General features: G+C 71.9%; 22 protein-coding genes and 1 tRNA gene. 14 read left to right on the top strand and 9 right to left on the bottom strand.

The features are described from left to right. Positions 1 to 90: 90 nt before the first annotated feature. Together ACWCQ1_RS16695 and ACWCQ1_RS16690 are read right to left on the bottom strand one after the other, a co-directional pair. Complete coding sequence (locus ACWCQ1_RS16695; protein WP_451026783.1) at positions 91 to 867, bottom strand: SDR family oxidoreductase; 777 nt, start codon at positions 865 to 867, stop codon at positions 91 to 93. A gap of 17 nt (positions 868 to 884) precedes the next feature. Beyond that, positions 885 to 2,051 (bottom strand): phytanoyl-CoA dioxygenase family protein, encoded by a 1,167-nt coding sequence (locus ACWCQ1_RS16690; protein ID WP_451026782.1) that lies wholly within the window; start codon positions 2,049 to 2,051, stop codon positions 885 to 887. Positions 2,052 to 2,168: 117 nt separating this feature from the next. Between ACWCQ1_RS16690 and ACWCQ1_RS16685 the strand changes: the two genes are divergently transcribed. Both ACWCQ1_RS16685 and ACWCQ1_RS16680 read left to right on the top strand, forming a co-directional pair. Then, positions 2,169 to 3,200, top strand: a complete 1,032-nt coding sequence (locus tag ACWCQ1_RS16685) for a LacI family DNA-binding transcriptional regulator (protein WP_133046440.1) — start codon at positions 2,169 to 2,171, stop codon at positions 3,198 to 3,200. 8 nt (positions 3,201 to 3,208) lie between these two features. Beyond that, the gene (locus ACWCQ1_RS16680) at positions 3,209 to 3,811 is read left to right on the top strand and encodes a poly-gamma-glutamate hydrolase family protein (protein WP_451026781.1); all 603 of its coding nucleotides are present in this window, start codon (positions 3,209 to 3,211) and stop codon (positions 3,809 to 3,811) included. On the opposite strand, the gene ACWCQ1_RS16675 is transcribed toward ACWCQ1_RS16680, so the two are convergent. Beyond that, complete coding sequence (locus ACWCQ1_RS16675; protein ID WP_358600707.1) at positions 3,801 to 4,145, bottom strand: cupin domain-containing protein; 345 nt, start codon at positions 4,143 to 4,145, stop codon at positions 3,801 to 3,803. The genes ACWCQ1_RS16680 and ACWCQ1_RS16675 overlap by 11 nt on opposite strands. A 122-nt stretch (positions 4,146 to 4,267) precedes the next feature. Between ACWCQ1_RS16675 and ACWCQ1_RS16670 the strand changes: the two genes are divergently transcribed. Together ACWCQ1_RS16670 and ACWCQ1_RS16665 are read left to right on the top strand one after the other, a co-directional pair. After that, complete coding sequence (locus ACWCQ1_RS16670; protein WP_451026780.1) at positions 4,268 to 4,780, top strand: hypothetical protein; 513 nt, start codon at positions 4,268 to 4,270, stop codon at positions 4,778 to 4,780. A 26-nt stretch (positions 4,781 to 4,806) separates the two neighbouring features. Continuing rightward, entirely contained in the window at positions 4,807 to 5,403 is a 597-nt protein-coding gene (locus tag ACWCQ1_RS16665; protein ID WP_208779598.1) for a hypothetical protein, read from the top strand. A gap of 155 nt (positions 5,404 to 5,558) precedes the next feature. Here the strand turns inward: ACWCQ1_RS16665 and ACWCQ1_RS16660 are convergent, their stop codons facing one another. Both ACWCQ1_RS16660 and ACWCQ1_RS16655 read right to left on the bottom strand, forming a co-directional pair. Continuing rightward, positions 5,559 to 7,034: an MFS transporter gene (locus ACWCQ1_RS16660; RefSeq protein WP_451026779.1), complete on the bottom strand. Its 1,476-nt coding sequence runs from the start codon at positions 7,032 to 7,034 to the stop codon at positions 5,559 to 5,561. A 77-nt stretch (positions 7,035 to 7,111) separates the two neighbouring features. Then, positions 7,112 to 8,149 (bottom strand): zinc-dependent alcohol dehydrogenase, encoded by a 1,038-nt coding sequence (locus ACWCQ1_RS16655; RefSeq protein WP_451026778.1) that lies wholly within the window; start codon positions 8,147 to 8,149, stop codon positions 7,112 to 7,114. Positions 8,150 to 8,358: 209 nt separating this feature from the next. On the opposite strand from ACWCQ1_RS16655, the gene ACWCQ1_RS16650 reads away from it, so the two are divergent. From ACWCQ1_RS16650 to ACWCQ1_RS16625, 6 genes are all read left to right on the top strand, one after another. Further along, positions 8,359 to 9,009 (top strand): GntR family transcriptional regulator, encoded by a 651-nt coding sequence (locus ACWCQ1_RS16650; RefSeq protein WP_451026777.1) that lies wholly within the window; start codon positions 8,359 to 8,361, stop codon positions 9,007 to 9,009. Positions 9,010 to 9,052: 43 nt separating this feature from the next. Next, positions 9,053 to 9,802, top strand: coding sequence for a PIG-L deacetylase family protein (locus tag ACWCQ1_RS16645; protein WP_451026776.1), 750 nt, complete (start codon positions 9,053 to 9,055; stop codon positions 9,800 to 9,802). After that, positions 9,799 to 10,503 (top strand): 4-carboxy-4-hydroxy-2-oxoadipate aldolase/oxaloacetate decarboxylase, encoded by a 705-nt coding sequence (locus tag ACWCQ1_RS16640; protein ID WP_451026775.1) that lies wholly within the window; start codon positions 9,799 to 9,801, stop codon positions 10,501 to 10,503. Before ACWCQ1_RS16645 ends, ACWCQ1_RS16640 begins: the two co-directional genes overlap by 4 nt. Beyond that, the gene (locus ACWCQ1_RS16635) at positions 10,500 to 11,603 is read left to right on the top strand and encodes a 4-oxalomesaconate tautomerase (RefSeq protein WP_451026774.1); all 1,104 of its coding nucleotides are present in this window, start codon (positions 10,500 to 10,502) and stop codon (positions 11,601 to 11,603) included. Before ACWCQ1_RS16640 ends, ACWCQ1_RS16635 begins: the two co-directional genes overlap by 4 nt. Further along, positions 11,600 to 12,550, top strand: a complete 951-nt coding sequence (locus ACWCQ1_RS16630; RefSeq protein ID WP_451026773.1) for a VOC family protein — start codon at positions 11,600 to 11,602, stop codon at positions 12,548 to 12,550. Before ACWCQ1_RS16635 ends, ACWCQ1_RS16630 begins: the two co-directional genes overlap by 4 nt. A 340-nt stretch (positions 12,551 to 12,890) precedes the next feature. Then, positions 12,891 to 13,670: an alpha/beta fold hydrolase gene (locus tag ACWCQ1_RS16625; protein ID WP_451026772.1), complete on the top strand. Its 780-nt coding sequence runs from the start codon at positions 12,891 to 12,893 to the stop codon at positions 13,668 to 13,670. A gap of 382 nt (positions 13,671 to 14,052) precedes the next feature. Here ACWCQ1_RS16625 and ACWCQ1_RS16620 read toward each other — a convergent pair whose 3' ends face one another. The 3 genes from ACWCQ1_RS16620 to ACWCQ1_RS16610 all read right to left on the bottom strand — a co-directional run bounded on the left by ACWCQ1_RS16620 (position 14,053) and on the right by ACWCQ1_RS16610 (position 16,563). Then, the gene (locus ACWCQ1_RS16620) at positions 14,053 to 14,985 is read right to left on the bottom strand and encodes an alpha/beta hydrolase fold domain-containing protein (protein ID WP_451026771.1); all 933 of its coding nucleotides are present in this window, start codon (positions 14,983 to 14,985) and stop codon (positions 14,053 to 14,055) included. A gap of 119 nt (positions 14,986 to 15,104) precedes the next feature. Further along, a complete protein-coding gene (locus ACWCQ1_RS16615; protein WP_451026770.1) occupies positions 15,105 to 16,139 on the bottom strand; it encodes a M56 family metallopeptidase in 1,035 nt (344 codons plus the stop codon). A gap of 4 nt (positions 16,140 to 16,143) precedes the next feature. Further along, entirely contained in the window at positions 16,144 to 16,563 is a 420-nt protein-coding gene (locus tag ACWCQ1_RS16610) for a BlaI/MecI/CopY family transcriptional regulator (protein WP_451026769.1), read from the bottom strand. A gap of 182 nt (positions 16,564 to 16,745) precedes the next feature. Here ACWCQ1_RS16610 and ACWCQ1_RS16605 point away from each other — a divergent pair, with 182 nt between their 5' ends. Then, complete coding sequence (locus ACWCQ1_RS16605; protein ID WP_358600741.1) at positions 16,746 to 17,357, top strand: polysaccharide deacetylase family protein; 612 nt, start codon at positions 16,746 to 16,748, stop codon at positions 17,355 to 17,357. Here the strand turns inward: ACWCQ1_RS16605 and ACWCQ1_RS16600 are convergent, their stop codons facing one another. Next, positions 17,358 to 17,930, bottom strand: coding sequence for a TetR/AcrR family transcriptional regulator (locus tag ACWCQ1_RS16600; RefSeq protein WP_358600744.1), 573 nt, complete (start codon positions 17,928 to 17,930; stop codon positions 17,358 to 17,360). 269 nt (positions 17,931 to 18,199) lie between these two features. On the opposite strand from ACWCQ1_RS16600, the gene ACWCQ1_RS16595 reads away from it, so the two are divergent. From ACWCQ1_RS16595 to ACWCQ1_RS16585, 3 genes are all read left to right on the top strand, one after another. Next, positions 18,200 to 19,651, top strand: coding sequence for an MFS transporter (locus ACWCQ1_RS16595; protein WP_451026768.1), 1,452 nt, complete (start codon positions 18,200 to 18,202; stop codon positions 19,649 to 19,651). 96 nt (positions 19,652 to 19,747) lie between these two features. Continuing rightward, a tRNA-Pro gene (locus tag ACWCQ1_RS16590) sits at positions 19,748 to 19,821 on the top strand. 150 nt (positions 19,822 to 19,971) lie between these two features. Continuing rightward, positions 19,972 to 21,789: an ABC transporter ATP-binding protein gene (locus tag ACWCQ1_RS16585; RefSeq protein ID WP_358600750.1), complete on the top strand. Its 1,818-nt coding sequence runs from the start codon at positions 19,972 to 19,974 to the stop codon at positions 21,787 to 21,789. Positions 21,790 to 22,257 lie beyond the last annotated feature (468 nt).

Genomic DNA, 22,257 nt, shown 5'->3' with positions numbered 1-22,257 from the left:
GTTCGTGCGAGCGGAGGGGAGGAGGTCGGTGAGCGGTTGTCGTGGCCGGAGAGGAGGCCGGTGAGCGGTTGTGGCCGACGGAGGGGGAGGTCAGTCGAGGCCGCCGAGGACGTTCTGGTCCCAGTCGATCACCGAACCGGTCACCACGCCCGAGCGGTCCGACAGCAGGAGGACCACGAAGTCGGCGATCTCGTCGGGCTGGCCCAGCTTGCCCATCGGCAGCCTGGCCGCGGCCTGCTCGCGCCAGTCGTCGCCGGCGCCGTGGAAGGCCTTCTGCGTGGCATCCTCGCCCTCGGTCGCCGTCCAGCCGATGTTCAGGCCGTTGATGCGGACCCGGTCGAAGCGGTGGGCGTGGGCGGCGTTGCGGGTCAGGCCGACCAGACCGGCCTTGGCGGCGACGTACGGGGCGAGGAAGGGCTGCCCGCCGTGCGCCGAGGAGGTGATGATGTTGACGACCGTGCCGGGCGCCTTGCGGGCGACCATGTCCGCGACGGCGGCCTGCATGGCGAAGAACGGCGCCTTCAGGTTGATCGCGATGTGCTGGTCGAACAGCTCCGGCGTGGTGTCGAGGAGCGTGCCCCGGGAGGTGAGTCCCGCGGAGTTGACCAGGCAGTCGATCCGCCCGTACGCGGCGACCACGTCCTCCACTGCGGCCTTGGCCTGCCCGGCGTCCGCGAGGTCGGCGCGCACGAACATCGCCTTGCCGCCGGCGCCCGTCAGCTCGGCGACCAGCGCCTCGCCCGGCTCCGGCCGCCGGCCGGTGAAGGCCACCACCGCCCCCTCGCGCACGGCGGCCCGCGCGATGGCGGCGCCCACGCCCTGGCTGCCGCCGTTGACGAGGACGACCTTGTCGTCGAGAAGTCCCATGGGTGTCCGGTGTCCTTTCAGCTCGTGCGCCGCTCGGCGCCGGCCCGGAGCGCGTCCCGCAGGGTCCGTGGGGTCCAGCCCAGGCTCAGCGCCTGGCGTACGACGTCCGCCTGCGAGGGCGGGGCGAGGCCGTCCACCGGAGGGTCGCTGTCGAGGTTGGTGGGGAAGGGGTAGCCCTCGGCGCTCGCGGCGATCACGTTCTCCAGCCAGGCCGCGTCGGCGCCGTCCGCCCTGCGCCGCAGCAGCACCGGGTAGACGGCGTTCGTCACCGCCTCCCGGTCCACGGTCTCCATCGCGCGCCCGAAGGCCGAGGACACCTGCAGCAGGTTGGCCATGCGCCGTACGTCCGTGGTGCGGTTGGTGCCGGCGGCGTGGAACAGCGCCGGGTTGAAGAAGGCGGCGTCGCCCTTGGCGAGCGGGAGCTGGACGTGGTGCTCCTTGAAGTACCCCTGGAACTCCGGCCGCCGCCAGGCCAGGTAGCCCGGCTCGTACGTCTGCGAGAAGGGCAGGTACAGCGTCGGCCCCGACTCGACCGGCATGTCGCGGTGCGCGACCGCGCCCTGCAGGGTGAGCACGGGGGAGAGGCGGTGCACGTGCGCCGGATACGCCGCGGCGGCCTCGTCGGAGAGGAAGCCGAGGTGGTAGTCGCGGTGCGCGGTCTGCGCGAGACCGCCCGGGTTGACCACGTTGACCTGCGAGGTCACCTGATAGCCGGGGCCCAGCCAGGCCTCCGAGACCAGGGCTAGCACGGGGTTGGCGTAGTAGTCGGCGAACGCCGCCGGGTCGTAGAGGGCCGCCTTCTCCAGCGCGTTCCACACCCGCTCGTTGGCACCGGGCTTGGCGAAGTGGTCGCCGGCCGTCGCGCCCGCCGCGTACTGCTCACGGATCAGCGCGTCGAACACCTCGGTGAGCCGGTCGACCACCGCCCCGTCGGGGAACGCCCCCCGGAACACCACGACACCGGGGCCGTCGGTGAGCGCCCTGACCAGCTCCTCCTGGATGTCCCGGCGGTCCCGGGCCGCACCGAGGCGCCCGGCGTCGTACAGCAGGACGTTCCGCTCCACCCCGCAGGCGTGCGGATAGTCGGCGGGATCGGCCCTCCGCTCGACCAGCGCGCGGAAGGAGTCGAGGTCGCAGTCCTGCTCGGACAGCCAGGCACGGCGGTGTACGGCGGTGAAGGACATCTGCGTCCTCTCGGTGACAGGGGCGACTCAGCGCTGCCATTCTTGTCAGCACAAACCCGTCGAACAACCAGCAGGCGGCCATCAAAAACCCCTCAAGGAGACCCGAGGAGTCACCGCATGGGCCATCCCTTCCCGATCCGGGAGATCGCACGTCAGGCGGGCCTGAGCGAGGCGACGGTGGACCGGGTCCTCAACGCCAGGGGCGGGGTGCGCGAGTCCACCGTGCGGGAGGTCCGTCAGGCCATCGCCGACCTGGACCGCCAGCGCACCCAGGTCAGGCTGCTCGGCCGCACCTTCATGATCGACATAGTGATGCAGACGCCGGAGCGGTTCTCCACCGCCGTGCGCGCCGCCCTGGAGGCCGAACTGCCCTCGCTGCACCCGGCGGTCGTGCGCTCCCGCTTCCACTTCCGCGAGACCGGCCCGGTGGCGGAGCTGACGCGGATCCTGGACCGGATCGCCCGGCGCGGCTCGCAGGGCGTGATCGTCAAGGCACCGGACGTCCCCGAGATCACCGCCGCCGTCGCCCGCCTCGCCGATGCCGGCATCCCCGTCGTCACGCTCGTCACCGACCTGCCCGCGACCGCCCGCCTCGGCTATGTCGGCATCGACAACCGGGCGGCCGGCGCGACCGCCGCGTACCTGATGGGCCAGTGGCTCGGCGACCGGCCCGGCAACGTCCTCACCAGCCTCAGCAGCGGCTTCTTCCGCAACGAGGAGGAGCGCGAGATGGGCTTCCGCGGCGTCATGCGCGCCCGTCACCCCGAGCGCGCGCTGGTCGAGATCGCCGAGGGCCAGGGCCTGGACGCCACCCAGTACGACCTCGTACGGGCCGCCCTGGAACGCGACCCGGACATCCGGGCCGTCTACTCCATCGGCGGCGGCAACATCGCCACCCTGCGCGCCTTCGAGGACCTGGGCCGCGAGTGCGCCGTCTTCGTCGCGCACGACCTCGACCACGACAACACCCGCCTGCTGCGCGAGCACCGCCTCTCCGCCGTCCTCCACCACGACCTGCGCCAGGACATGCGCGAGGCCTGCCACATCGTCATGCGCGCCCATGACGCCCTGCCGCCCGCCGGACCCACCCTGCCGTCCGCGATCCAGGTGGTCACCCCGTACAACATGCCCCCGCAGGCGACGAGTTGAGGCCGCGCGTGACCGCAGTGACCGAAGAGGTGGAGATCGAGGGAGTCCGGCTGCTCGCCACCCTGACGCCGGGCGGCGGGATCGGACTGCTCGCCCTGCACGGCAGCAACGAGGGCGGTACGGCCGAGCTCGCGCGGTCGGTCGCGGGCCGCTGCGGCGCCACCAGCCTGGTCTTCACCCAGCCCGGCGCGCGCCGGCCGGTGCACATCCCCTCCCCGCGCATGGCGGTGGAGCACTGCGCGCTCCTGAAAACCTTCCTGGACCACGTCTCGGTCACGGTCTCCCTGCACGGCCACATGCGCCCGGCGACGCCCCGCTCGGTCTTCCTCGGCGGCGGCAACCGGCCCGCGGCGCGGCTGCTCGCCGCCGGGCTGAGCGCCCTGCGACCGGAGTTCGACCCGGTCACCGACCTCGACGAGATCCCGCGCTCGCTGCGCGGGCTGCATCCCCGCAATCCGGTGAACCTGACCCGCCGGGGCGGCGTCCAGGTCGAACTCCCGCTCTCCGCCCGGACGGTGCGCTCCGGCGGCTGGGACCCGGAGCTCCCCGACACGCCCCCGCACCACGTCGTGGACGCCCTCGTCAAGGGCGTACGGATGCTCACAGAGTGATGGCGTACGCCTTGCGCAACGTCTCGTGCACGGTCCACCTCGTCCGGTCGCCCGCGCGCAGAACGGCCATGTCCCCGGGCCCCACCGTCAGCGTCGGCCCGTCCACGACCTCGATGGTCGCCGAGCCGCTGACCACCACGAACAGCTCGTCCGCCTCGGTGTCGGTGACCACACCCGGGGTGATCTGCCAGATCCCGCGCAGCTGCCGGCCGTCCGCCGACTCCCAGACGACCTTCCCGGTCACCTCCGGCGTCCCGGACACGATCTGCTCCGCGTCGAGGGGCTCGGGCTCGAGCTCGGCGTCCGGGACGTTCACGACGAAACTGTGGGTCATGCGGCGACCCTAGCGAGCCCCGGGGGCGTCGGGCCGTGGACAGTGTGTGCGGTATCCGCCCAGGTGAAGGGACACATCGTCGCGACTGGCGAGCCGCACGGCACCGGGTGATCGTGGAGGGCATGGCGCAGAGCACGGCGGCCGCCTCCGGGCCGCACCGGCACGACACCCGCGAGACCGTCCTGTTCGGCGGTGTCTACGGCTCCGTCCTCGCCTGCTCCATGGTCGCGGCCCTCTCCCAGTACGGCCACACCTCCCGCGCCAGCCGCCGCTACGACGCCCTGTGGCTGCTGGTGACCGCGCCGGCCTCCGCCCTCGCGCACGGCTACGCCCACTACATCGCCGAACGCGAACCGCACCGCCGCTGGGACGCCGTGCGCACCCTCGCCGAGGAATGGCCGCTGGTCACGGCCGTCCTCCCGACGGTGCTGCTGCTCGCGGGCGCCGGCTGGGGCTGGTGGCCGCCGAAGGGCGTGGAGTACGCGGCGTTCGTGCTGAACATCGTGCTGCTGTTCACCCTCGGCCTGGTCACCGCCCGCTGGTCGCGCCGCTCCTGGCCGGTGTCGGCCCTCACCGGCGTGGGAGACGCCTTGCTGGGCTTGGTCGTCGTGGTCGCCAATGCCGTCATCAAGTGACCCACTTCACTGTAAGGTCCTCCCCCGTGGGGACGGACATCGACGGCGCCATCGAGAGCAGATCGGCAGACGGACGCTGGCAGATCGAGGCCGATCTGCTGGACCTCAGGCCTCCGCGGGACTACGACGCCTGGGAGTGCCTGTTCGGCGTGCGCGGAACGGGCGACGTGGAGCGCCCGCTCTTCGCCGAGCGCGGGATCCCGGACGACCTCTCGGAGGAGGTGCGGGAGGCGGCGGTCGGCGACTACCAGTACAGCCACACCTACGCCACCTGGGCCGAGGTCCGCGCCGTGGACTGGGACGCGCCGCTCGCCGCCCGGCCCGCCTGGAACCGGGCGCTCAGACGCGGCCCGGAGGGCGACGAGGTGGTACGGGTGACTCCCGGCCTGCGCGAGGCGGCGGCCCGGACCTTCGGCGGGGGAGACCTGTTGCTCGCCCCCGCGGAGTGGCCGCCCGGCGGCCAGGTGCGGGTGGACGACGCGGTGTACCGGCCGGTCCTGCTCACCGCCCGGATGCTCGCGCCGCCGAACGAGGGATGCTGGTCCCAGGTGTGGAGCGCCATGCGGGGCCTCGCGGCCGAGTACGGCGACGAGCAGGTGCGGCTGGTCGTCTGGTTCGGCTGACCCCGGTTCGCCCGCGACCGGGTCCACCCGGACGACGTGTCCCCGTGTCGGCCGTCAAGCGGAGCCTCGTCCAGGACTTCACACAGACGGACGATCCTGACGACCGCCGTCCCGATGAGGGAACGGCGGCCATGTGCAAGGCAGTTGACGGGATGTCAGGCCTTGGTGGTCACGGCCGCGGTCTGCTGGTCCGCCTCGGCCGCCGTCGACGCCGCCGGCTGACGGCGGGGGATGAAGGTGGCGACGAGGAAGGCGAGCAGGGCGGCTCCGGCACCGATGGCCATGACGGCCTTGAAGCCGTTCTCCGAGGGGAGGGCGTGGCCGCCGAAGTCGGTGGTCATCTGGGCCAGGATCACACCGGCGAGGGCGCTGGCGAAGCTGGTGCCCAGCGAACGCATCAGCGTGTTCAGGCTGTTGGCGGCACCGGTCTGGGACGGGTCGACCGCGCCCATGATCAGGGCGGGCAGGGCGCCGTAGGTGAAGCCGACGCCGGCGCCGATGACGCAGGAGACCAGGATGAGGTGCCAGACCTCGCTCATCAGGATGATGTTCAGGCCGTAACCGGCGGCCACGATCAGCGCGCCGATCATCAGGGTGACCTTGGGGCCCTTGGCCTTGGTGACGGCCGCGGACGCGGCGGACATGGCCATCATGACCAGCCCCTGTGGGGCGAGCACCAGGCCGACCGTCAGCATGGACCTGCCGAGCCCATAGCCCGTCCGGGTGGGCAGCTGGAGCAGCTGCGGCAGCACCAGGGACATCGCGAACATCGAGAAGCCGAGGGCGACGGAGGCCAGGTTGGTGAAGAGCACCTGGGGCCTGGCGGTGGTCCGCAGGTCGACCAGCGGGTGCTCGGCCCTGAGCTCGTAGAGGCCCCAGCCGGCCAGGATCACCACGGCCGCGGCGCCCAGCCCCAGCGTGGTGCCGGAGGTCCAGCCCCAGTCGCCGCCCTTGGAGACGGCCAGCAGCAGCGAGACCAGACCGGCGGACAGACCGAGCGAGCCGACCAGGTCGAAGCGGCCGCCGGTACGCACCGTGGACTCGGGCACGATCAGCAGGACCGTTACGAGGGCGACGGCACCCAGCGCGGCCGAGGTCCAGAACAGGATGTGCCAGTCCCACTTGTCGGCGACGAACGCGGCGGCGGGCAGCCCCAGCGCGCCACCGACGCCGAGCGAGGCGCTCATCAGCGCCGTGGAACCCGCCAGCCGGTCGGCCGGCAGTGCGTCCCGCATGATGCTGATGCCCAGCGGCACCACGGCCGCGGCGAGACCCTGCAGGGTACGGCCGATGATCATCGGGACCAGTGAGTCGGCGAGAGCGCACACCACGGAGCCGGAGACCAGCAGCACGATGCTGACCAGCAGCATGCGCCGCTTGCCGAGCATGTCGCCGAGCCGCCCCACCACCGGGGTGGCCACGGCGGCGGCCAGCAGGGTGGCGGTGACGGCCCAGGCGGTGTTCGACGCGGAGGCGTGCAGCAGGGTGGGCAGCTCGGGGACGATCGGGATGACCAGGGTCTGCATCAGCGAGACGACGATGCCGGCCAGGGCCAGAACCGCCACCACGGCGTTCGGCTTCGGCGGGGCGGATGTCCCTGCGCCGGCGGGTCGGGTCAGGGCGTCGGACATGGCTGGGCCTCCGGACAAGGGTTATTACTTGACTTACGCAAACATAGAAGGATTGATTGAGTTAAGCAAGTGAATCGTCACGCGTCGAACGTGACGACGACCTTCTCCGCCGCGCCCGGCGTCATGGCGAGCTCGAACGCCCGCTCCGCCTCCGTGAACGGCACCCGGTGACTGATCAGCTTCGCGAACCGCTCGTGATGCTCGACGATCTCCGGCGTCACCTCGAAGATCTCCGTCGGGTACCCCTGGGATGCGATGAGCGTCAGCTCGCTGCGCAGCATGCCGCCGAGATCGATGTCCGCCCCCTTCTTCTGCACGGCGACCATGACGAGCTTCGCTCCCCATTTGGCGGCGTCGACGGTGGCGTTGAAGACGGCGGCGACTCCGGCGGCGTCGATGTAGATGTCGGTGCCGGCCCGCGGCTGACCCAGGGCGTTGGCGGCCTCGCCGTGCAGTTCGGTCAGGCGGGCGGTGACGTCCTCGGTGGCGGAGTTGATAACGGCGTCGGCGCCGACGGCGAGCGCGGTCTCCAGCCGCTCGGGGATGACGTCGGCGACCACCACATGCTGGACGCCGCGCAGCTTCAGCCAGATGGTCGCGCCCAGGCCGATGGGCCCGGCGCCGAAGACGACGACCTTGTCGGCGGGCCGCGCCTCGGAGCGGTTGACGCAGTGCCGGGCGACGGCCATCGGCTCGTTCAGCGCGGCCACGTCGAAGGGCACGGTGTCCGGGAAGACGGCGACCGTCTTGCCGATCTCGGCGTCCTCCAGTAGCAGGTACTCGCTCATCGCGCCGTGCTCACCACCGCAGCCGATGATCCCCGAGGGCACGCCCTGCGGGTTGACCACCACCCGGTCGCCGGCCTTGAGGTCGGTCACCTCGGCGCCGACCTCGACGATCTCCCCGGCCGGCTCGTGCCCGAGCGGGATCGACCGCATCGAGCCGTCGGCCCCGGCCGGCATGCCGCCGATGTGCAGGAAGAAGGTGTCGGTGCCGCAGATCCCGCAGGCACGGATCCTGACCAGCACGTCCTTGGGGCCCGGCACGGGACGTTCGACGTCCACCAGGTCGATGTGGTTCTGGGCGCCGGTCTTGACGGACTTCATGGTGGCCATGGGAAGGGCTCGCTTTCTAAGGGGTGCGTGGGAGAGGGGGTTTCACCGGGTCTCACTGGCTTACTTGACTTAGGCAAGCATGCTACATTACTTAAGTCAAGCAACTACTGCACCTCTCCTGACCTGCTCGCAATACGGCGTACAAAATTGTTGACAATTCTGTCTGACTAGATTTAGGTTCGACACGCACTCACTCAGGGAGGGCAGCGATGCCGAACGAAGCCCGTCCGAGCACCGGGGAGCAGGCCAAACAGCATGCGCTCGCGCGGCTGCGGCAGGCGATCCTGCACGGCGAGATGGCACCGGCACAGCGCCTGGTGGAGAACGAGCTCGCCGAGCAGTTCGGTGTGACACGGGCCAGCATCCGCGCCGCACTCATCGATCTCGAGGCCCAGGGCCTCGTCGAGCGGATCCGTAACCGCGGCTCGCGGGTGCGGGTGGTGACCGTCGAGGAGGCGGTCGCCATCACCGAGTGCCGCATGGTCCTGGAAGGACTGTGCGCGGCCAAGGCCGCCGCCGTGGCCAGCGACGAGCAGCTCGCCGAGCTGACCGAGCTGGGTACGGCGATGACCAAGGCCGTGGCCGACGGTGAGCCGGTGACCTACTCCGAGCTCAACCAGGAACTGCACGCCAAGGTGCGCGAGTTCTCCGGCCAGCGCACCGCCGTCGACCTGCTGGAGCGGCTCAATGCCCAACTGGTGCGTCACCGTTTCCAGCTGGCGCTGCGGCCGGGCCGTCCCCAGCACTCCCTGAAGGAACATCTGGCGATGATCGAGGCGATCAGGGCCAGGGACCCGCAGGCGGCCGAGGCGGCCGTCCGCGCGCACCTCACCAGTGTGATCGAGGCGCTGCGCGACTGAACGTGCGACGGCGGGCGCACACCGGAAAAGGGGAGTTCGAGCAATGACCCAGGCCCACGTGCCCGCCCGTCCACGTTCCACCCTCGTCGTCACCGCGCATGCCGGGGACTTCGTGTGGCGGGCGGGCGGCGCCATCGCTCTGGCCGCCGCCCGCGGTGAGACGGTCACCATCGCCTGTCTGACCTTCGGCGAGCGCGGCGAGTCGGCCAAGGCGTGGCGCGAGGGCAGGAAGCTGGAGGAGATCAAGGAGATACGCCGCCAGGAGGCGGAGAAGGCGGCCGCCGTGCTCGGTGCCGAGGTCCGCTTCTTCGACGCCGGCGACTACCCGCTGATCGCCTCGGTCGAGCTGACCGACCGGCTCGTCGCCGTCTACCGCGAGGTCCAGCCCGACGTCGTGCTCACCCACCCGACCGAGGACCCCTACAACGGTGATCACCCGGCCGCCAACCGCATGGCCCTCGAGGCCCGCATCCTGGCGCAGGCCATCGGCTACCCGGGGGAGGGCGACATCATCGGCGCCCCGCCGGTCTTCTACTTCGAGCCGCACCAGCCCGAGATGAGCGGTTTCCGGCCGGAGGTCCTGCTCGACATCACCGAGGTGTGGGACACCAAGCGCCGGGCGATGGAGTGCCTGGGCGCCCAGCAGCACCTGTGGGACTACTACACCGACCTCGCCGTGCGCCGGGGCGTCCAGCTCAAGCGCAACGCGGGCCCGAACCTGGGCCTGGCGCACACCACCATGGCCGAGGCGTTCATGCGGCCGTTCCCGCAGATCGCGAAGGAGCTGGCGTGAGCGGCGTGATCGTCACCAACCCGCCGAAGGCGGCCGCGAAGGACGTCGAGGCGCTGGCCGGGTTCGGGGTGGCCACCGTCAGCGAGGCGATGGGCCGTACCGGTCTGCTGGGCCCGGACATCCGCCCCGTCCAGCAGGGCGTACGCGTGGCCGGCACCGCCGTCACCGTGCTGAGCTGGCCCGGCGACAACCTCATGATCCACGCGGCGGTGGAGCAGTGCGGCGAGGGCGACCTCCTCGTCGTCACCACCACCTCGCCGTCCACGGACGGCATGTTCGGCGAGCTGTTCGCCACCGCCCTGCACCGGCGCGGGGTGCGCGGGCTGGTCATCAACGCCGGGATCCGGGACACCCAGGAGCTGCGCGAGATGGGCTTCCCCGCCTGGGCCCGGGCCGTCTCCGCGCAGGGCACCGTCAAGGCCACCGGGGGATCGGTCAACGTCCCCGTCGCCATCGACGGACAGATCGTGCGCCCGGGCGATGTGATTCTCGCCGACGACGACGGCGTGGTCGTCGTCCCCCGTGAACGCGCCCGCGAGACCGTCGAGAGGTCCGAGGCCCGCGAGGCCAAGGAGGCCGCCTCGCGTGCCGCCTTCCTCGACGGCCAACTCGGCCTGGACCGCTACGGACTTCGCGAGAAGCTCAGCCAACTCGGCGTCGAGTACCGCACGTTCGAGGAGTACGAGGGGGAGCGGCCGTGACCGACGGGGTGCCCTGTCTGCTGATGCGCGGCGGCACCTCCAAGGGCGCCTACTTCCTCGCGGGCGACCTGCCCGCCGAACCCGCCGAGCGGGACGCCCTGTTGCTGCGGATCATGGGCAGTCCGGACGAGCGGCAGATCGACGGCCTGGGCGGCGCGCACCCGCTCACCAGCAAGGTCGCCGTCGTCTCGCCCTCCGCCGACCCGGAGGCGGACGTCGACTACCTCTTCCTTCAAGTCGCCGTCGACAGGGCCGAGGTGAGCGATCGTCAGAACTGCGGGAACATCCTCGCCGGCATCGGCCCTTTCGCCGTCGAGCGCGGGCTCGTACCGGCGGGGGAGCGGGAGACCTCCGTGCGTATCCGCATGGTCAACTCCGGCGACCGCGCGACGGCGACCTTCCCGACCCCGGGCGGACGCGTCGACTACACCGGGGGCGCCGAGATCTCCGGCGTGCCGGGGACGGCCGCACCGGTCGTCATCGAGTTCCCCGCCGGGGCAGGGCCGTTGCTGCCCACCGGCAACGTCCGGGACGAGGTCGCCGGAGTGCCCGTCACCTGCGTGGACAACGGCATGCCGACGGTGCTCATCGCGGCCTCCTCCCTCGAGGTCACCGGCTACGAGACGCCCAAGGACCTGGAGGAGGATGTCGCCCTCGCCGACCGGCTGCGGGAGATCCGCCTGGACGCAGGCCGGTTGATGGGCCTCGGCGACGTCTCCGACACCACCGTGCCCAAGCTGACGCTGCTCGCCCCGCCCCGGGACGGCGGCGCGGTGACCACCCGGACCTTCATCCCGGTCCGCTGCCACACCTCCATCGGCGTGCTCGGCGCCGCGAGCGTGGCCGCCGGGCTGCGGATCGAGGGCGGCGTGGGCGCGGAAGTGGCCGACGTCGACACGGGTTGTGACCGCGTCCGCATCGAACACCCCACGGGATTCCTCGACATAGAGAGCAGCCTCGACACGACCGCCGACGGGCCGCCCCGCGCCCGCCGCACCGCCGTGGTCCGCACCGCGCGCAAGATCTTCGACGGCACCGTCTTCCCCCGCTCCGCCGGGACGGCACCTATCCCCCCGCACCCCCAAGGAGGTCAGCGATGACTCCGCCGCTCGGCGACATCGCCCACATCGGCCACGTCCAGCTCTTCACCCCCGACCTGGACGCCAGCGTCGCCTTCTTCACCGACTACCTCGGACTCACCGTCAACGGCGAGGACGGCGACACGGTCCGTCTGCGCACCTTCGACGACTACGAGCACCACACCCTCGTCCTCACCGCCCGCGAACAGCCCGGCCTCGGCCGTCTCGCCCTGCGCTCCTCCAGCGAGGAGGCCCTGCACCGCCGTGTAGCGGCGATCGAGGCGGCGGGCGGCAGCGGCACCTGGGTCGAGGACGAGCCCGGACTCGGGAAGCTGTACGTGACCACCGACCCGGACGGACACGAGCACGCGCTGTACTGGGAGAGCGAGCACTACCGGGCCCCCGACGAGTTGAAACCGGCGCTGAAGAACCAGCCGCAGGCCAAGCCCAACCGGGGTGTGGGAGTGCGCCGCCTGGACCACGTCAACTTCCTCGCCGCCGACGTGCCGGCGAACTCCGAGTTCCAGGAACACATCCTGGGCGCCCGCCCCACCGAGCAGATCCAGCTCGACTCGGGCCGGATCGCGGCCCGTTGGCTGGCCTTCGGCAACAAGTCGTACGACGTCGTCTACACCGAGGACTGGACCGGCTCCACCGGCCGGCTGCACCACATCGCCTTCGCGACCGACACCCGCGAGGACATCCTGCGCGCCGCCGATCTCGCCATCGACACGGGCGTGTTCATCGAGACCGGGCCGCACAAGCACGCCATCCAGCAGACGTTCTTCCTGTACGTCTACGAGCCCGGCGGCAACCGGATCGAGCTGTGCAACCCGCTCACCCGTCTCGTGCTCGCGCCCGACTGGCCGCTGATCACCTGGACCGAGGAGGAGCGGAAGAAGGGGCAGGCCTGGGGGCTGCGGACCATCGATTCGTTCCACACGCACGGCACACCGCCGGTCGGCTGAGCCGCCCCGGCCGAGCGCGGAGCCACTCCGGAAACACCGTCGACCGAACTGTCGATGAGATTGTTGACACAACTGTTGGCTGGTCTTCGGCCCGTGGCCCGGCCGCCAACTCCTCGCCGCCGGCGACGCCGACTGGGGCTTCACCGCCTTCGCCCTCGCCGGAGTCTCGTCCATGGTCTTCATCGGCATCGCCGCCCTGCGCACACCGAAGTCCCCCACCCCGGCAACCACCGACCACCCACTGCTCGCCACGCACTGACCACCACGGAGGCACAGGCACGACGCCGACCTGCGGGGCGCACCGGATGCGGGAGGGCGTCGGGGGAGTCACGCTCGGGGTATGACGGAGCGATGGGACGTACGGCGGGCCGGGCCCGTCGATGCGGTGCACCGGGTTCTGATGATCCCCGGCGGGCTGAGCTCGACCGCGTTCTACGCCGATGTGATGGACCAACCCGCGCTCGCCGGGCTGGGCATGGTCGCCGTGACCATGCCGGGATTCGCCGGGACGCGGGCGCCCGGGGACGTCAGCATGGAGTACTACGCGGAGTTGATGGCACGGTTCGCGGCCGACAACGACTGTGACATCGTCGTCGGGCACAGTCTCGGGGCGAACGTGGCGATCGAGATGGCCGCGGCCGGACGGTTCAAGGGGCCGCTGGTCCTGCTGTCGCCGACCTTCTCGCGTGCGGACGAGGCGACGTTCCTCGCGGTGATGAACGCGCTGGGCCGCGTGCCGCTGCTCGGGCCGGCCTCCTGGACGGGCATGCTCAAACTGATGCCCAAGGCGATGAAACGGGAACTGCCCCCGCACCGGGCCGAGGAGCTGCTCGCGGACGTCGCCGCCAACGATCCCGCCGTCTGCCGGCGGATCGTACGGCGCTACTACGAGTACCTGGGCCGCCATCCGGCACTGGTCCCACGGCTGTGCGAGGCCGCGGTCCCGGCGTGGGTCGTACGCGGCGACCGCGACGAGATCGGTCTGACCGACGAGGAGCGGAGAGAGCTGGAGGCCTGCCCGCACGTGCGGATGGTCACCGTGTCCGATGCCGGCCACATGGTCGTGGTCCAGCAGCCCGAGCGGGTCGCCGCCGTCATCGCGGAGGCAGCGGCGGTCTGACCCGTCACAGCGCGATCACCAGGTTCGGCCCGGCGAGGTCCACGCGGGACATGAGCGCTCCCCGGCCGCCCGCAGGGCCGCCGTCCGGTCCATCCCCCGGCCACTGGTGCGTCGGCAACAGCCGTGCCACGCCCACCTGTCGGACCTGTCGGACCTGTCGGACCTGTCGGACCTGTCGGACCTGTCGGACCTGTCGGACCTGTCGGACCTGTCGGACCTGTCGGACCTGCCGGCCCGCCGACTCGGCACGGTGTCCACCGCGAAGGGACCGATGTCGAGGCGCTCGCCGGGGCGGAAGTTGCCCGCAGCAGCGGGTTGAGATCTGCGCAGTGGTCGGTATGCCGGTGACTGGCCGGCACGGCGTCCACGCCGGGACCGAGCCCTAGGCGTCCGCCCCCGCCTCCCGTATGTGACGGGCGATCAGGTCGTAGGTCTCTCGGGCCCGTTGGTCGTCCGAGGCGTCGTACCCGTGATCGACGCCCGGTACATCGCGGTACTCCACCAACGCTCCCGCCGCCCGCAGACGGTCGGCGTACCGCGCACCCTCCGCCTTGAGCAGATCCAGCTCGGCCGTGATGACCACCGCCGGCGCGATCCCCTTCAGGTCGGCCGTGTCCGAGGGGTGTGCGGGCGACACCAGCCGGTCGGTGCGCGACGCCGGGTCCGGGACGTACGACGTGTCGAAGACGTCGGCCATCCAGGGCCGCAGCACCGGTTTGGCGGCGGCGCTGTGCTTGTCGCGGGCGTTCGTCGCCAGGTCCAGCGGCGGATAGTGCAGGACCTGAAGGGCGATGGACGGGCCGCCCTCCTCCAGCGCCTGCCGTGCCACGGCCGCCGCGAGGCCGCCTCCGGCGCTCTGTCCGCCGACGGTGAGCCGGGCACCGTCCCAGCCGTGCTCCGCGCCGTGTCCGGCGACCCACCGAACGATCTCGTACGCCTGCCGGGGCGGCGCGGGGAAGGGATGCTGCGGGGCGACGGCGTAGTCGACGTTGACGACGACCACGCCCGCCTCGGCGGCGAGGAAGCGGCACAGCGGGTCGTCGATCTCCGTCAGGGCCACGACGTACCCACCGCCGTGGAAGTTGACGTGGACCGGCGGTGTCCCGTCGACGGCCGGCCGGTAGACCGTGGCCCGGGCCGGACCGATCGACGTGGGGACGCTCAACTCGTCGACGGTGCGCGGGTATTCGGGGAACCTGGCGTGGGACGCGGCGGCGGACCCGCGTCCGCCGGATCGCCGGTCGGCCAGCCGGGTCAGGCGCTGCAGGGTTCTGGCGGCGACGGCGGCCACCGCGGGTCGGGCCAACAGGGACATACCGGCTCCCCTTCGAGGGCATGCTTGAGGGAACCAATCATCAGGATTCCTGCTGATCGGTGGAGGGGAAGATAACACGCCGGCGAGCCCGACGGCCGATCAGTGGTGACCGATGGCGATCAGGGGCGGTCGTCGGCGTCCGCGCGGACGTGCTCGTGCGGGCCGGGGCCGCCGTCCTCGCAGCGGAAGCCGGTCCGGTGCCCGAACGGCGAAGGCGGCGGAGCCGCGGTCTCCAGGTGTGCCCGGCACGCGGCGCGCTGCGCGCTCTCGATCATCTCCTCGCTGTCGGACGCCGCGTTCGCCAGGCTCGTACAGCACACGAGGAGCAGCAGCGCGCCCCCGACGAACGGCAGGGACCGGCGCGGGGGAGGCGGAGCGAGCAGGGCCCGGACGCGCTGCGGCACCGCACCGCCGTTCACGGCCAGCCGGGAGGTCCGGGGCGGATGCGCGGCGGAGGCGAGGGCCGCCCGGCCCACCGAGCGTGCGACGGTCCGGCGGTCGCCCACGTGCGCCGCGGCCTCCTCGTCGGCCCAGCGCTCCAGCATGAAGTCGCCCGTGTCCGCGAGCGGGCGCAGCAGGGGGCTGACGGCGGCGGTCAGCCGCCAGAGGGTCTGGTAGAGATGGTGTCTGTCCCGCAGATGCGCCCGTTCATGGGCCAGCAGCGCCTCGCGCTCGTCGTCCCCGAGGCAGCGCAGCATGCCCCGGGACACCACGATCCGCCCGGGCGCCCCGGGCAGTGCGAAGGCGCTGGGTGAGGGGTCGTCCAGGACGGCCAGTTCGGTGTCGCCCGGCAGCCGCCGGCACTCCCGGCGGGCCCACCGCAGATGCCGTACCTGTCGGACGGCGGCGACCGCGAGCCCGGCGCAGGAACCGGCCAGGGCGAGCGCGGCGGCCGTCGCGACGGTGAGGTAGACGGGGTCGTCGGCGCGCAGTTCGGCTACCGACCACCGGCCCTCCTCGGCGACCTCGGGGATGCGCGCGAACCCGGCGAAGGCCAGCAGGGCCAGCGATCCCAGCCAGCCGAGCGCCGTCACCAGCGCGCCGCACGCCAGCGCACGGGCGGCCGGGCGGGGCGCCAGCCGTCGGGCCGGCCGGGGGGCGAGCACCGCGAGGACGACGGTGATCAGGAGGGGGACGTAGACGCTGATCCGCACCGGCTCACGGTCCCTCGGCCGTGGAGCCGTTCGTGTCGTCGTGCCCGGCCTCGTTCTCCGCGAGCAGCCGGTGCAGCAACTCCTCGTCCTCGCGCGACAGTTCGGAGACGAAGCGGCTGAGCACCGCCTCGCGGTCGGAGCCGTGTTCCAGCAGGGCGTGCATCTGCTCGGCGGTGTGGGACGCCTCGTCCCGCACGGGTGCGTAGGCGTAGCCGCGGCCGGCGCGGTGGCGGACCAGCATCCCCTTGTCGTACAGCCGCGACAGGATCGTCAGCACGGTGGTGTAGGCGAGGTCGCCGGGCAGCCGGTCCAGCACCTGCCGGGCGGTCAGCGCCGTCTCGGCCGCCCACAGCGCGGCCAGCACACCGCTCTCCAGCTCACCGCGGGCCCGCCTGCCGGATGCCTCTCCCTCCCGGTCGTGCATCGTTCACCTCACCGTCCTCGGTTGCTCGGCGCCACAGCCTACCCGCTGGGCTACTACGCCTTGTAGGACGTGTGGGGACCTCCGCGGTCGGCCCCGACGAGAACTACGACATCTTGTACGAGCCTACCTACTACATGTTGTAGAGTTTCGCCGCCTCACTCCACCCGCGAAGGAACAACCCCATGCCCCAGCGCGGAAGTACGGTGCGTTCGGCCGAGCGCGTCGTGATCGTCTCGGCGAGCATCGGCGCCGGTCACGACGGTGCCGCACGCGAGTTGCAGCGCCGGCTCGTGGCGGACGGCATCGCCGTCGAGCGCCGCGATCTGCTCGACCTGCTGCCCGCCCGGATCGGCCGGGCGGTCCGGGACGGCTACCACCGCATACTGGTGCGCGCCCCGTGGCTGCGCGGCCCCCGTGCCACCCGCGACGACCTCGCCCGCGCCCGCGACACCGTCGGCGCCCTCGCCGGGCTCCCACCGCGGCTCTTCCGGCCGCCCTACGGAGTGATGTCCGCCGCCGCCCACCTCGCCGCCCGGCGCCTCGGCCTCAGCCCGGTGCTGTGGACCTGGTGGGGCGAGGACTGGACCGCCCGAGCCACCCCGGACTCCGTGCACCGCACGCTCGTACGCGATCTGCGGGGCGGCGGCACGATCCTGCTGCACGACTCCGACTGCACCTCCGCGCCCGGTGCCTGGCGCTCGGCCCTCGGGGCGCTGCCGCGGATCCTCGACGCGTGCCAGGAGCGGGGACTGACGGTCGGCCCGCTGCGCGAGCACCGGCCGCGCGCGGTCTGATCAGCGGGCGGTGGCGCGGACCCCGTCCAGGGCGATGGCGAGCACGCGGTCGCGCTGGGCGTCGTCGTCGAAGGCCGTCGCCGTGATGCCGGCGACCATCCGCAGCAGGTCCATGAAGTCCATGTCCTTGCGGGCCTCACCCGCCTCCTGGGCCCGCTCGAACAGCGGTCCACCGGCCGCGTACATCGACTCCCGGCAGGCCTGGAAGATCTCCGACTCGTCGTTGAGCGCCTCACGCACCGCCCGTTTGGTCACCATGTAGTCGGTGAACCGCCGCAGCCATGTCGTCAGCGCCTCCCAGGGCTCGAGCCCGGCGACCTCACCGGCGACCCGGCACAGCTCGTTGACCTCGTCCGCGTACACGCTCTCGAAGAGGTCCCGGCGGGTGGGGAAGTTGCGGTACAGCGTGCCGATGCCGACGCCCGCGCGACGGGCGATGTCCTCCAGGGACGCGTCCGCCCCATGGGCCGCGAACGCCTCGCGGGCCGCGTCCAGCAGGGCGTCGTAGTTGCGTGCGGCGTCCTTCCGGTGCGGCCGCCGCGACGCCACGATCTCGCCGACGGGGAACGTCACGGATGCCTCCCGAACGTGACTGATACGGAGGGTTACCTCCGCTACTTGAAGCGGAGGTACGCCTCCGCTAGAGTGGAGGCGTACCTCCACTTTAGCAGTGCGGGTGCGTCCGCCGTGGATCCGCACGGCCCGCGCATCCGTCCACCACCTTTCCGCGACCGCTCACCGCGGCCGTCGGCGTGCCCGCAGCCGCCCACCGGCGGCCCGGGCCCGTACGACCGTGGCCAGAGAACTCCGGCCGCACCCCGTTCGTTCGGAGAGGCTCGTCCATGCCCCGCAAGTCCACCCGTCTCACCTTCGCGGTCCTCGCGACCGGCGCCGGTGTGTTCTCGATGCTGCAGTCGCTGATCGCGCCGGCCCTGCCGACCGTCCAGCACGCGCTGCACACCTCGCAGTCCACCGCGACCTGGGTGATGACGGCCTACCTGCTGTCCGCCTCCGTCTTCACCCCGATCCTCGGCCGTGTCGGCGACCTGATCGGCAAGAAGCGCACCCTCGTCGCCGTGCTGCTCGTCGTCCTGGCCGGCTGTCTGCTCGCCGCGCTCGCCCCGACCATCGGCGTGCTGATCGTCGCCCGGATCGTGCAGGGCGTCGGCGGCGCCCTCTTCCCGCTGTCCTTCGGCATCATCCGCGACGAGTTCGAGATCTCCCGGGTCAGCGGCAGCATCAGCAACCTGTCCGCCGTCATCGCCGCGGGCGGGGGCGTCGGCATCGTCGCGGCCGGCCCGATCGTGTCCGCCCTCGACTACCGCTGGCTGTTCTGGATCCCCGTCGGCGTCGTCGCGATCACCGCGCTGATCGCCCTGCGCTATGTCCCGGAGTCGCCCAACCGGGCTCAGGGCAACGTCAGTTGGCTCGGCGCCGGTCTGCTGTCTGGCTGGCTGGTGGCACTGCTGCTGCCGCTGAGCCAGGCGAGCGTCTGGGGCTGGGGCTCGATCAGGGTCGTCGGCCTGTTCGCCGCGGCGGTCGTGCTGTTCACCGCCTGGCTGCTGTCCGAGGCCCGCTCCCGCACCCCGCTGATCGACCTGCGCGTGATGCGGCTGCCCGCCGTGTGGACCACCAACGCCGCGGCCCTGCTGTTCGGCGCCGGCATGTACGCGCTGTGGTCCTTCCTGCCCGGCTTCGTCCAGACGCCGAGCTCCGCGGGATACGGCTTCGGCGCCGGCGTCACGACGTCCGGACTGCTGATGCTGCCGATGTTGGTGGCCATGTTCTTCTCCGGCATCCTCAGCGGCCGGCTGGAGCCCGTGGTCGGCGCCAAGTCCCTCCTGACGACCGGTGCCACGCTCGGCGCCGTCGCCCTCGGACTGCTCGCCGCCTGGCATGACGAGCAGTGGCAGGTCGCCCTCGTCTCGGGCGTCTTCGGCCTCGGCATCGGTCTCGCCTTCGCCTCCATGGCCAACCTGATCGTCGGCAGCGTCCCGGCCTCCCAGACCGGCGCCGCGACCGGCATGAACGCCAACATCCGCACCATCGGCGGCTCCATCGGCGCGGCCGTGACCAGCGTCCTGGTCACCGGACACCTCCAGCCCTCGGGCCTGCCGTACGCCTCCGGCTACACCCACGGCTTCGCCCTGCTGGCGGTGCTGTGCCTGGCGGCGGCCCTGGCCGCCCTGCTGGTGCCGACGGCACGCGCGGGGCGCCCCGGCCCCACGGCACGGGCCGCCTCCGTCCCGGCCGAGGCCGAGCCGCACACGGTCACGTCCGGCACCGCGAGCTGACACCCGGAGCCACGCCCGCCGGGCCCGGCGGGAACACCGTCCCGCGTACGGTAAAGTTGACCTGCCTGATCGCACGGGTCACCGCGCGAGAGGCACCGGGACGTGGCGCAGCTTGGTAGCGCACTTGACTGGGGGTCAAGGGGTCGCAGGTTCAAATCCTGTCGTCCCGACGGTTTTCACAGCGGGTCTGCCGATGACGGCAGGCCCGCTGTTTTTTCGATCCCTGCACCGGTCTGCCCGGAAAACGCTTGGACCAGGCGGGTTTGTTCCTGGGACACTCCCATCCCTGACCCGCCCGCACTCGCGACCTCAGGATCGGAATGGGATTACCCGATGCTCGCGCGGCCACGCCGCGCAGGGGCTCCGTGCTTCTCGCACTTCGTTACTACGGACGGGAGCTGGCCCGGCTGCGCCGGATGACGGTGCCCGCGCTGCTGCTGCCCGCCCTCGGAAACATCGGCCTCAACTACCTCGCGCCGCTGGTCGTCGCCAAGCTCGTCGCCCGTATCTCCGACGACCACGGCATCAAGCTCGCCGCGACACTGCCGTACGTCCTCGTCTTCGCCGGGGTGATGCTGCTCGCGGAGGGAGTGTGGCGCGTCGGGCTGCACTGCCTCAACCGTCTGGACGCCCTCGGCATCGAGCACCTCTACGTGCTCGGCCTGGACGAACTGTTCGCCAAGGACGCCGCGTTCTTCCACGACAACTTCGCCGGGGCGCTGACCAAGAGGGTGCTCAGCTTCGCCTCCCGCTTCGAGGAGTTCGCCGACACCCTCACCTTCAACATCGTGGGCAGCCTCGTACCGCTGCTGTTCGGCTCGGTGGTGCTGTGGCGCTACCAACCGTGGCTCGTCGTCGGGCTGTTGGCGATGATCGCGGTCACCGCGGTGTGCGTCGCGCCGCTGATCCGGCGCCGTCAGGCCATCGTCGACCAGCGCGAGGAGGCGATCGCCCGGGTGGCGGGCCATGTCGCCGACAGTCTGATGAACATGGAGACGGTCCGCGCCTTCGCCGCCGAGCGGCGCGAGGCCGCCGAGCACCGCAGGCGGGTCGCCCACTCGCGCCGGCTCATGCTCCGGTCGTGGGACTACGGCAATCTGCGCATCGACACCCTGGTCGCGCCGATGTCCGTCCTCACCAATGTGCTGGGCCTGTTGCTCGCGGTCGCGCTCGGCGGGGGCGGACACGGCGTGGAGGCGGTCGTGGTCGCCTTCACCTACTACACCAACGCCACGAAGATCATGTTCGACTTCAACCAGATCTACCGCCGGCTGGAGAGCTCGATGACGGAGGCCGCGCAGTTCACCGAGCTGCTGCTGGTCCCGCCCACCGTGCTGGACCCGCCGGCCCCCGAGCCGCTGCTGCCGGGACCGGCCGACGTCCGCTTCGAGCGGGTCGACTTCACCCACGGCGGCGGCGAACCGCTCTTCCAGGGTCTCGACCTGGCCGTGGCCAGCGGCACGAGGATCGGACTGGTCGGCCGCTCCGGCGGGGGCAAGACCACGCTGACCCGGCTGCTGCTGCGGATGATGGACATCGACGCGGGCCGCATCCTGATCGGCGGCCAGGACATCAGCCGGATGCGGCAGGCGGACCTGCGCGGCCTGATCGCGTACGTGCCGCAGGACCCGGCGATGTTCCACCGCACGCTACGGGAGAACATCGCCTTCGCCCGGCCGGACGCCACCGACGCCGAGATCCGCCGCGCGGCCCGGGCGGCGCACGTCACGGAGTTCGCCGACGCACTGCCGGACGGCTTCGACACCATGGTCGGCGAGCGGGGCGTCAAGCTCTCCGGCGGCCAGCGCCAACGCGTCGCGCTGGCCCGGGCGATCCTGCGGGACGCCCCGATCCTGCTGCTCGACGAGGCGACCAGCGCGCTGGACTCCGAGAGCGAGATCCTCGTCCAGGAAGCCCTGTGGCGGCTGATGGAGGGGCGGACCGCGCTGGTGGTCGCGCACCGGCTGAGCACGGTCGCCGGCATGGACCGGCTCGTCGTCCTCGACCGCGGCCGGATCGTCGAACAGGGCACCCACCAGGAACTCCTCGCCTCCGCCGGCGCCTACGCCAAGCTCTGGCAGCACCAGTCCGGCGGCTTCCTGACGGACGACAGCCCGGCAGGCGCGGACCTGCACTGAGCCCGGTCCCGGCAGCATCCCGGGCCGCCGGGCACACGGGCCGCGCGCGACGGCCTGGGTCGTTCTGCTCGGCGGCTCGCCGTGCGACGCCGCCCATGGCTCCGGGTCCCTTCGCACGGACTCGCCGCCGAGGACGAACCCGCCTTCACGAGGGACCAGAAGGCGGCCGTCCGCGGTGACAACGTCCGCCGGCTCCGGGGTCAACGGCCGCCGGCCCGCATATGGTTCGCGTCCGATGGCCGGCGCCCGAACTCCGCGGTCCGGCCGTCGGCTGGGGGAGCGACGGCGGTCCCTCCGGTGCCGAACGGGCATCGCCGGGCAGGAAACGGCCAACAACGGCGACGTCCCGCCGCCGGTCGTGCGATATCCGTCGACTCCGCTCAAGGCCCGAGGAGCCGGTCGGCCCGCCGATAGCTTCCTCGTGTCGTCACGCCGGTGATCGTCACCGGGTGCCGCCGAGGAAGCCGT

The sequence above is a fragment of the Streptomyces sp. NPDC002144 genome, assembly GCF_053593695.1.
Note: the sequence above shows the minus strand (reverse complement) of the source record. Positions and strands in the feature narration are given on the sequence as shown.

Excerpts from the sequence above, each read along its gene's own strand:
- ACWCQ1_RS16625 (WP_451026772.1), top strand. The coding sequence starts at position 12,891 with ATGACGGAGCGATGGGACGTACGGCGGGCCGGGCCCGTCGATGCGGTG.
- ACWCQ1_RS16655 (WP_451026778.1), bottom strand. The coding sequence starts at position 8,149 with ATGGCCACCATGAAGTCCGTCAAGACCGGCGCCCAGAACCACATCGAC.
- ACWCQ1_RS16620 (WP_451026771.1), bottom strand. The coding sequence starts at position 14,985 with ATGTCCCTGTTGGCCCGACCCGCGGTGGCCGCCGTCGCCGCCAGAACC.
- ACWCQ1_RS16695 (WP_451026783.1), bottom strand. The coding sequence starts at position 867 with ATGGGACTTCTCGACGACAAGGTCGTCCTCGTCAACGGCGGCAGCCAG.
- ACWCQ1_RS16605 (WP_358600741.1), top strand. The coding sequence starts at position 16,746 with ATGCCCCAGCGCGGAAGTACGGTGCGTTCGGCCGAGCGCGTCGTGATC.
- ACWCQ1_RS16685 (WP_133046440.1), top strand. The coding sequence starts at position 2,169 with ATGGGCCATCCCTTCCCGATCCGGGAGATCGCACGTCAGGCGGGCCTG.
- ACWCQ1_RS16675 (WP_358600707.1), bottom strand. The coding sequence starts at position 4,145 with ATGACCCACAGTTTCGTCGTGAACGTCCCGGACGCCGAGCTCGAGCCC.
- ACWCQ1_RS16650 (WP_451026777.1), top strand. The coding sequence starts at position 8,359 with ATGCCGAACGAAGCCCGTCCGAGCACCGGGGAGCAGGCCAAACAGCAT.
- ACWCQ1_RS16690 (WP_451026782.1), bottom strand. The coding sequence starts at position 2,051 with ATGTCCTTCACCGCCGTACACCGCCGTGCCTGGCTGTCCGAGCAGGAC.
- ACWCQ1_RS16630 (WP_451026773.1), top strand. The coding sequence starts at position 11,600 with ATGACTCCGCCGCTCGGCGACATCGCCCACATCGGCCACGTCCAGCTC.
- ACWCQ1_RS16645 (WP_451026776.1), top strand. The coding sequence starts at position 9,053 with ATGACCCAGGCCCACGTGCCCGCCCGTCCACGTTCCACCCTCGTCGTC.
- ACWCQ1_RS16585 (WP_358600750.1), top strand. The coding sequence starts at position 19,972 with ATGGGATTACCCGATGCTCGCGCGGCCACGCCGCGCAGGGGCTCCGTG.
- ACWCQ1_RS16670 (WP_451026780.1), top strand. The coding sequence starts at position 4,268 with ATGGCGCAGAGCACGGCGGCCGCCTCCGGGCCGCACCGGCACGACACC.
- ACWCQ1_RS16610 (WP_451026769.1), bottom strand. The coding sequence starts at position 16,563 with ATGCACGACCGGGAGGGAGAGGCATCCGGCAGGCGGGCCCGCGGTGAG.
- ACWCQ1_RS16595 (WP_451026768.1), top strand. The coding sequence starts at position 18,200 with ATGCCCCGCAAGTCCACCCGTCTCACCTTCGCGGTCCTCGCGACCGGC.
- ACWCQ1_RS16660 (WP_451026779.1), bottom strand. The coding sequence starts at position 7,034 with ATGTCCGACGCCCTGACCCGACCCGCCGGCGCAGGGACATCCGCCCCG.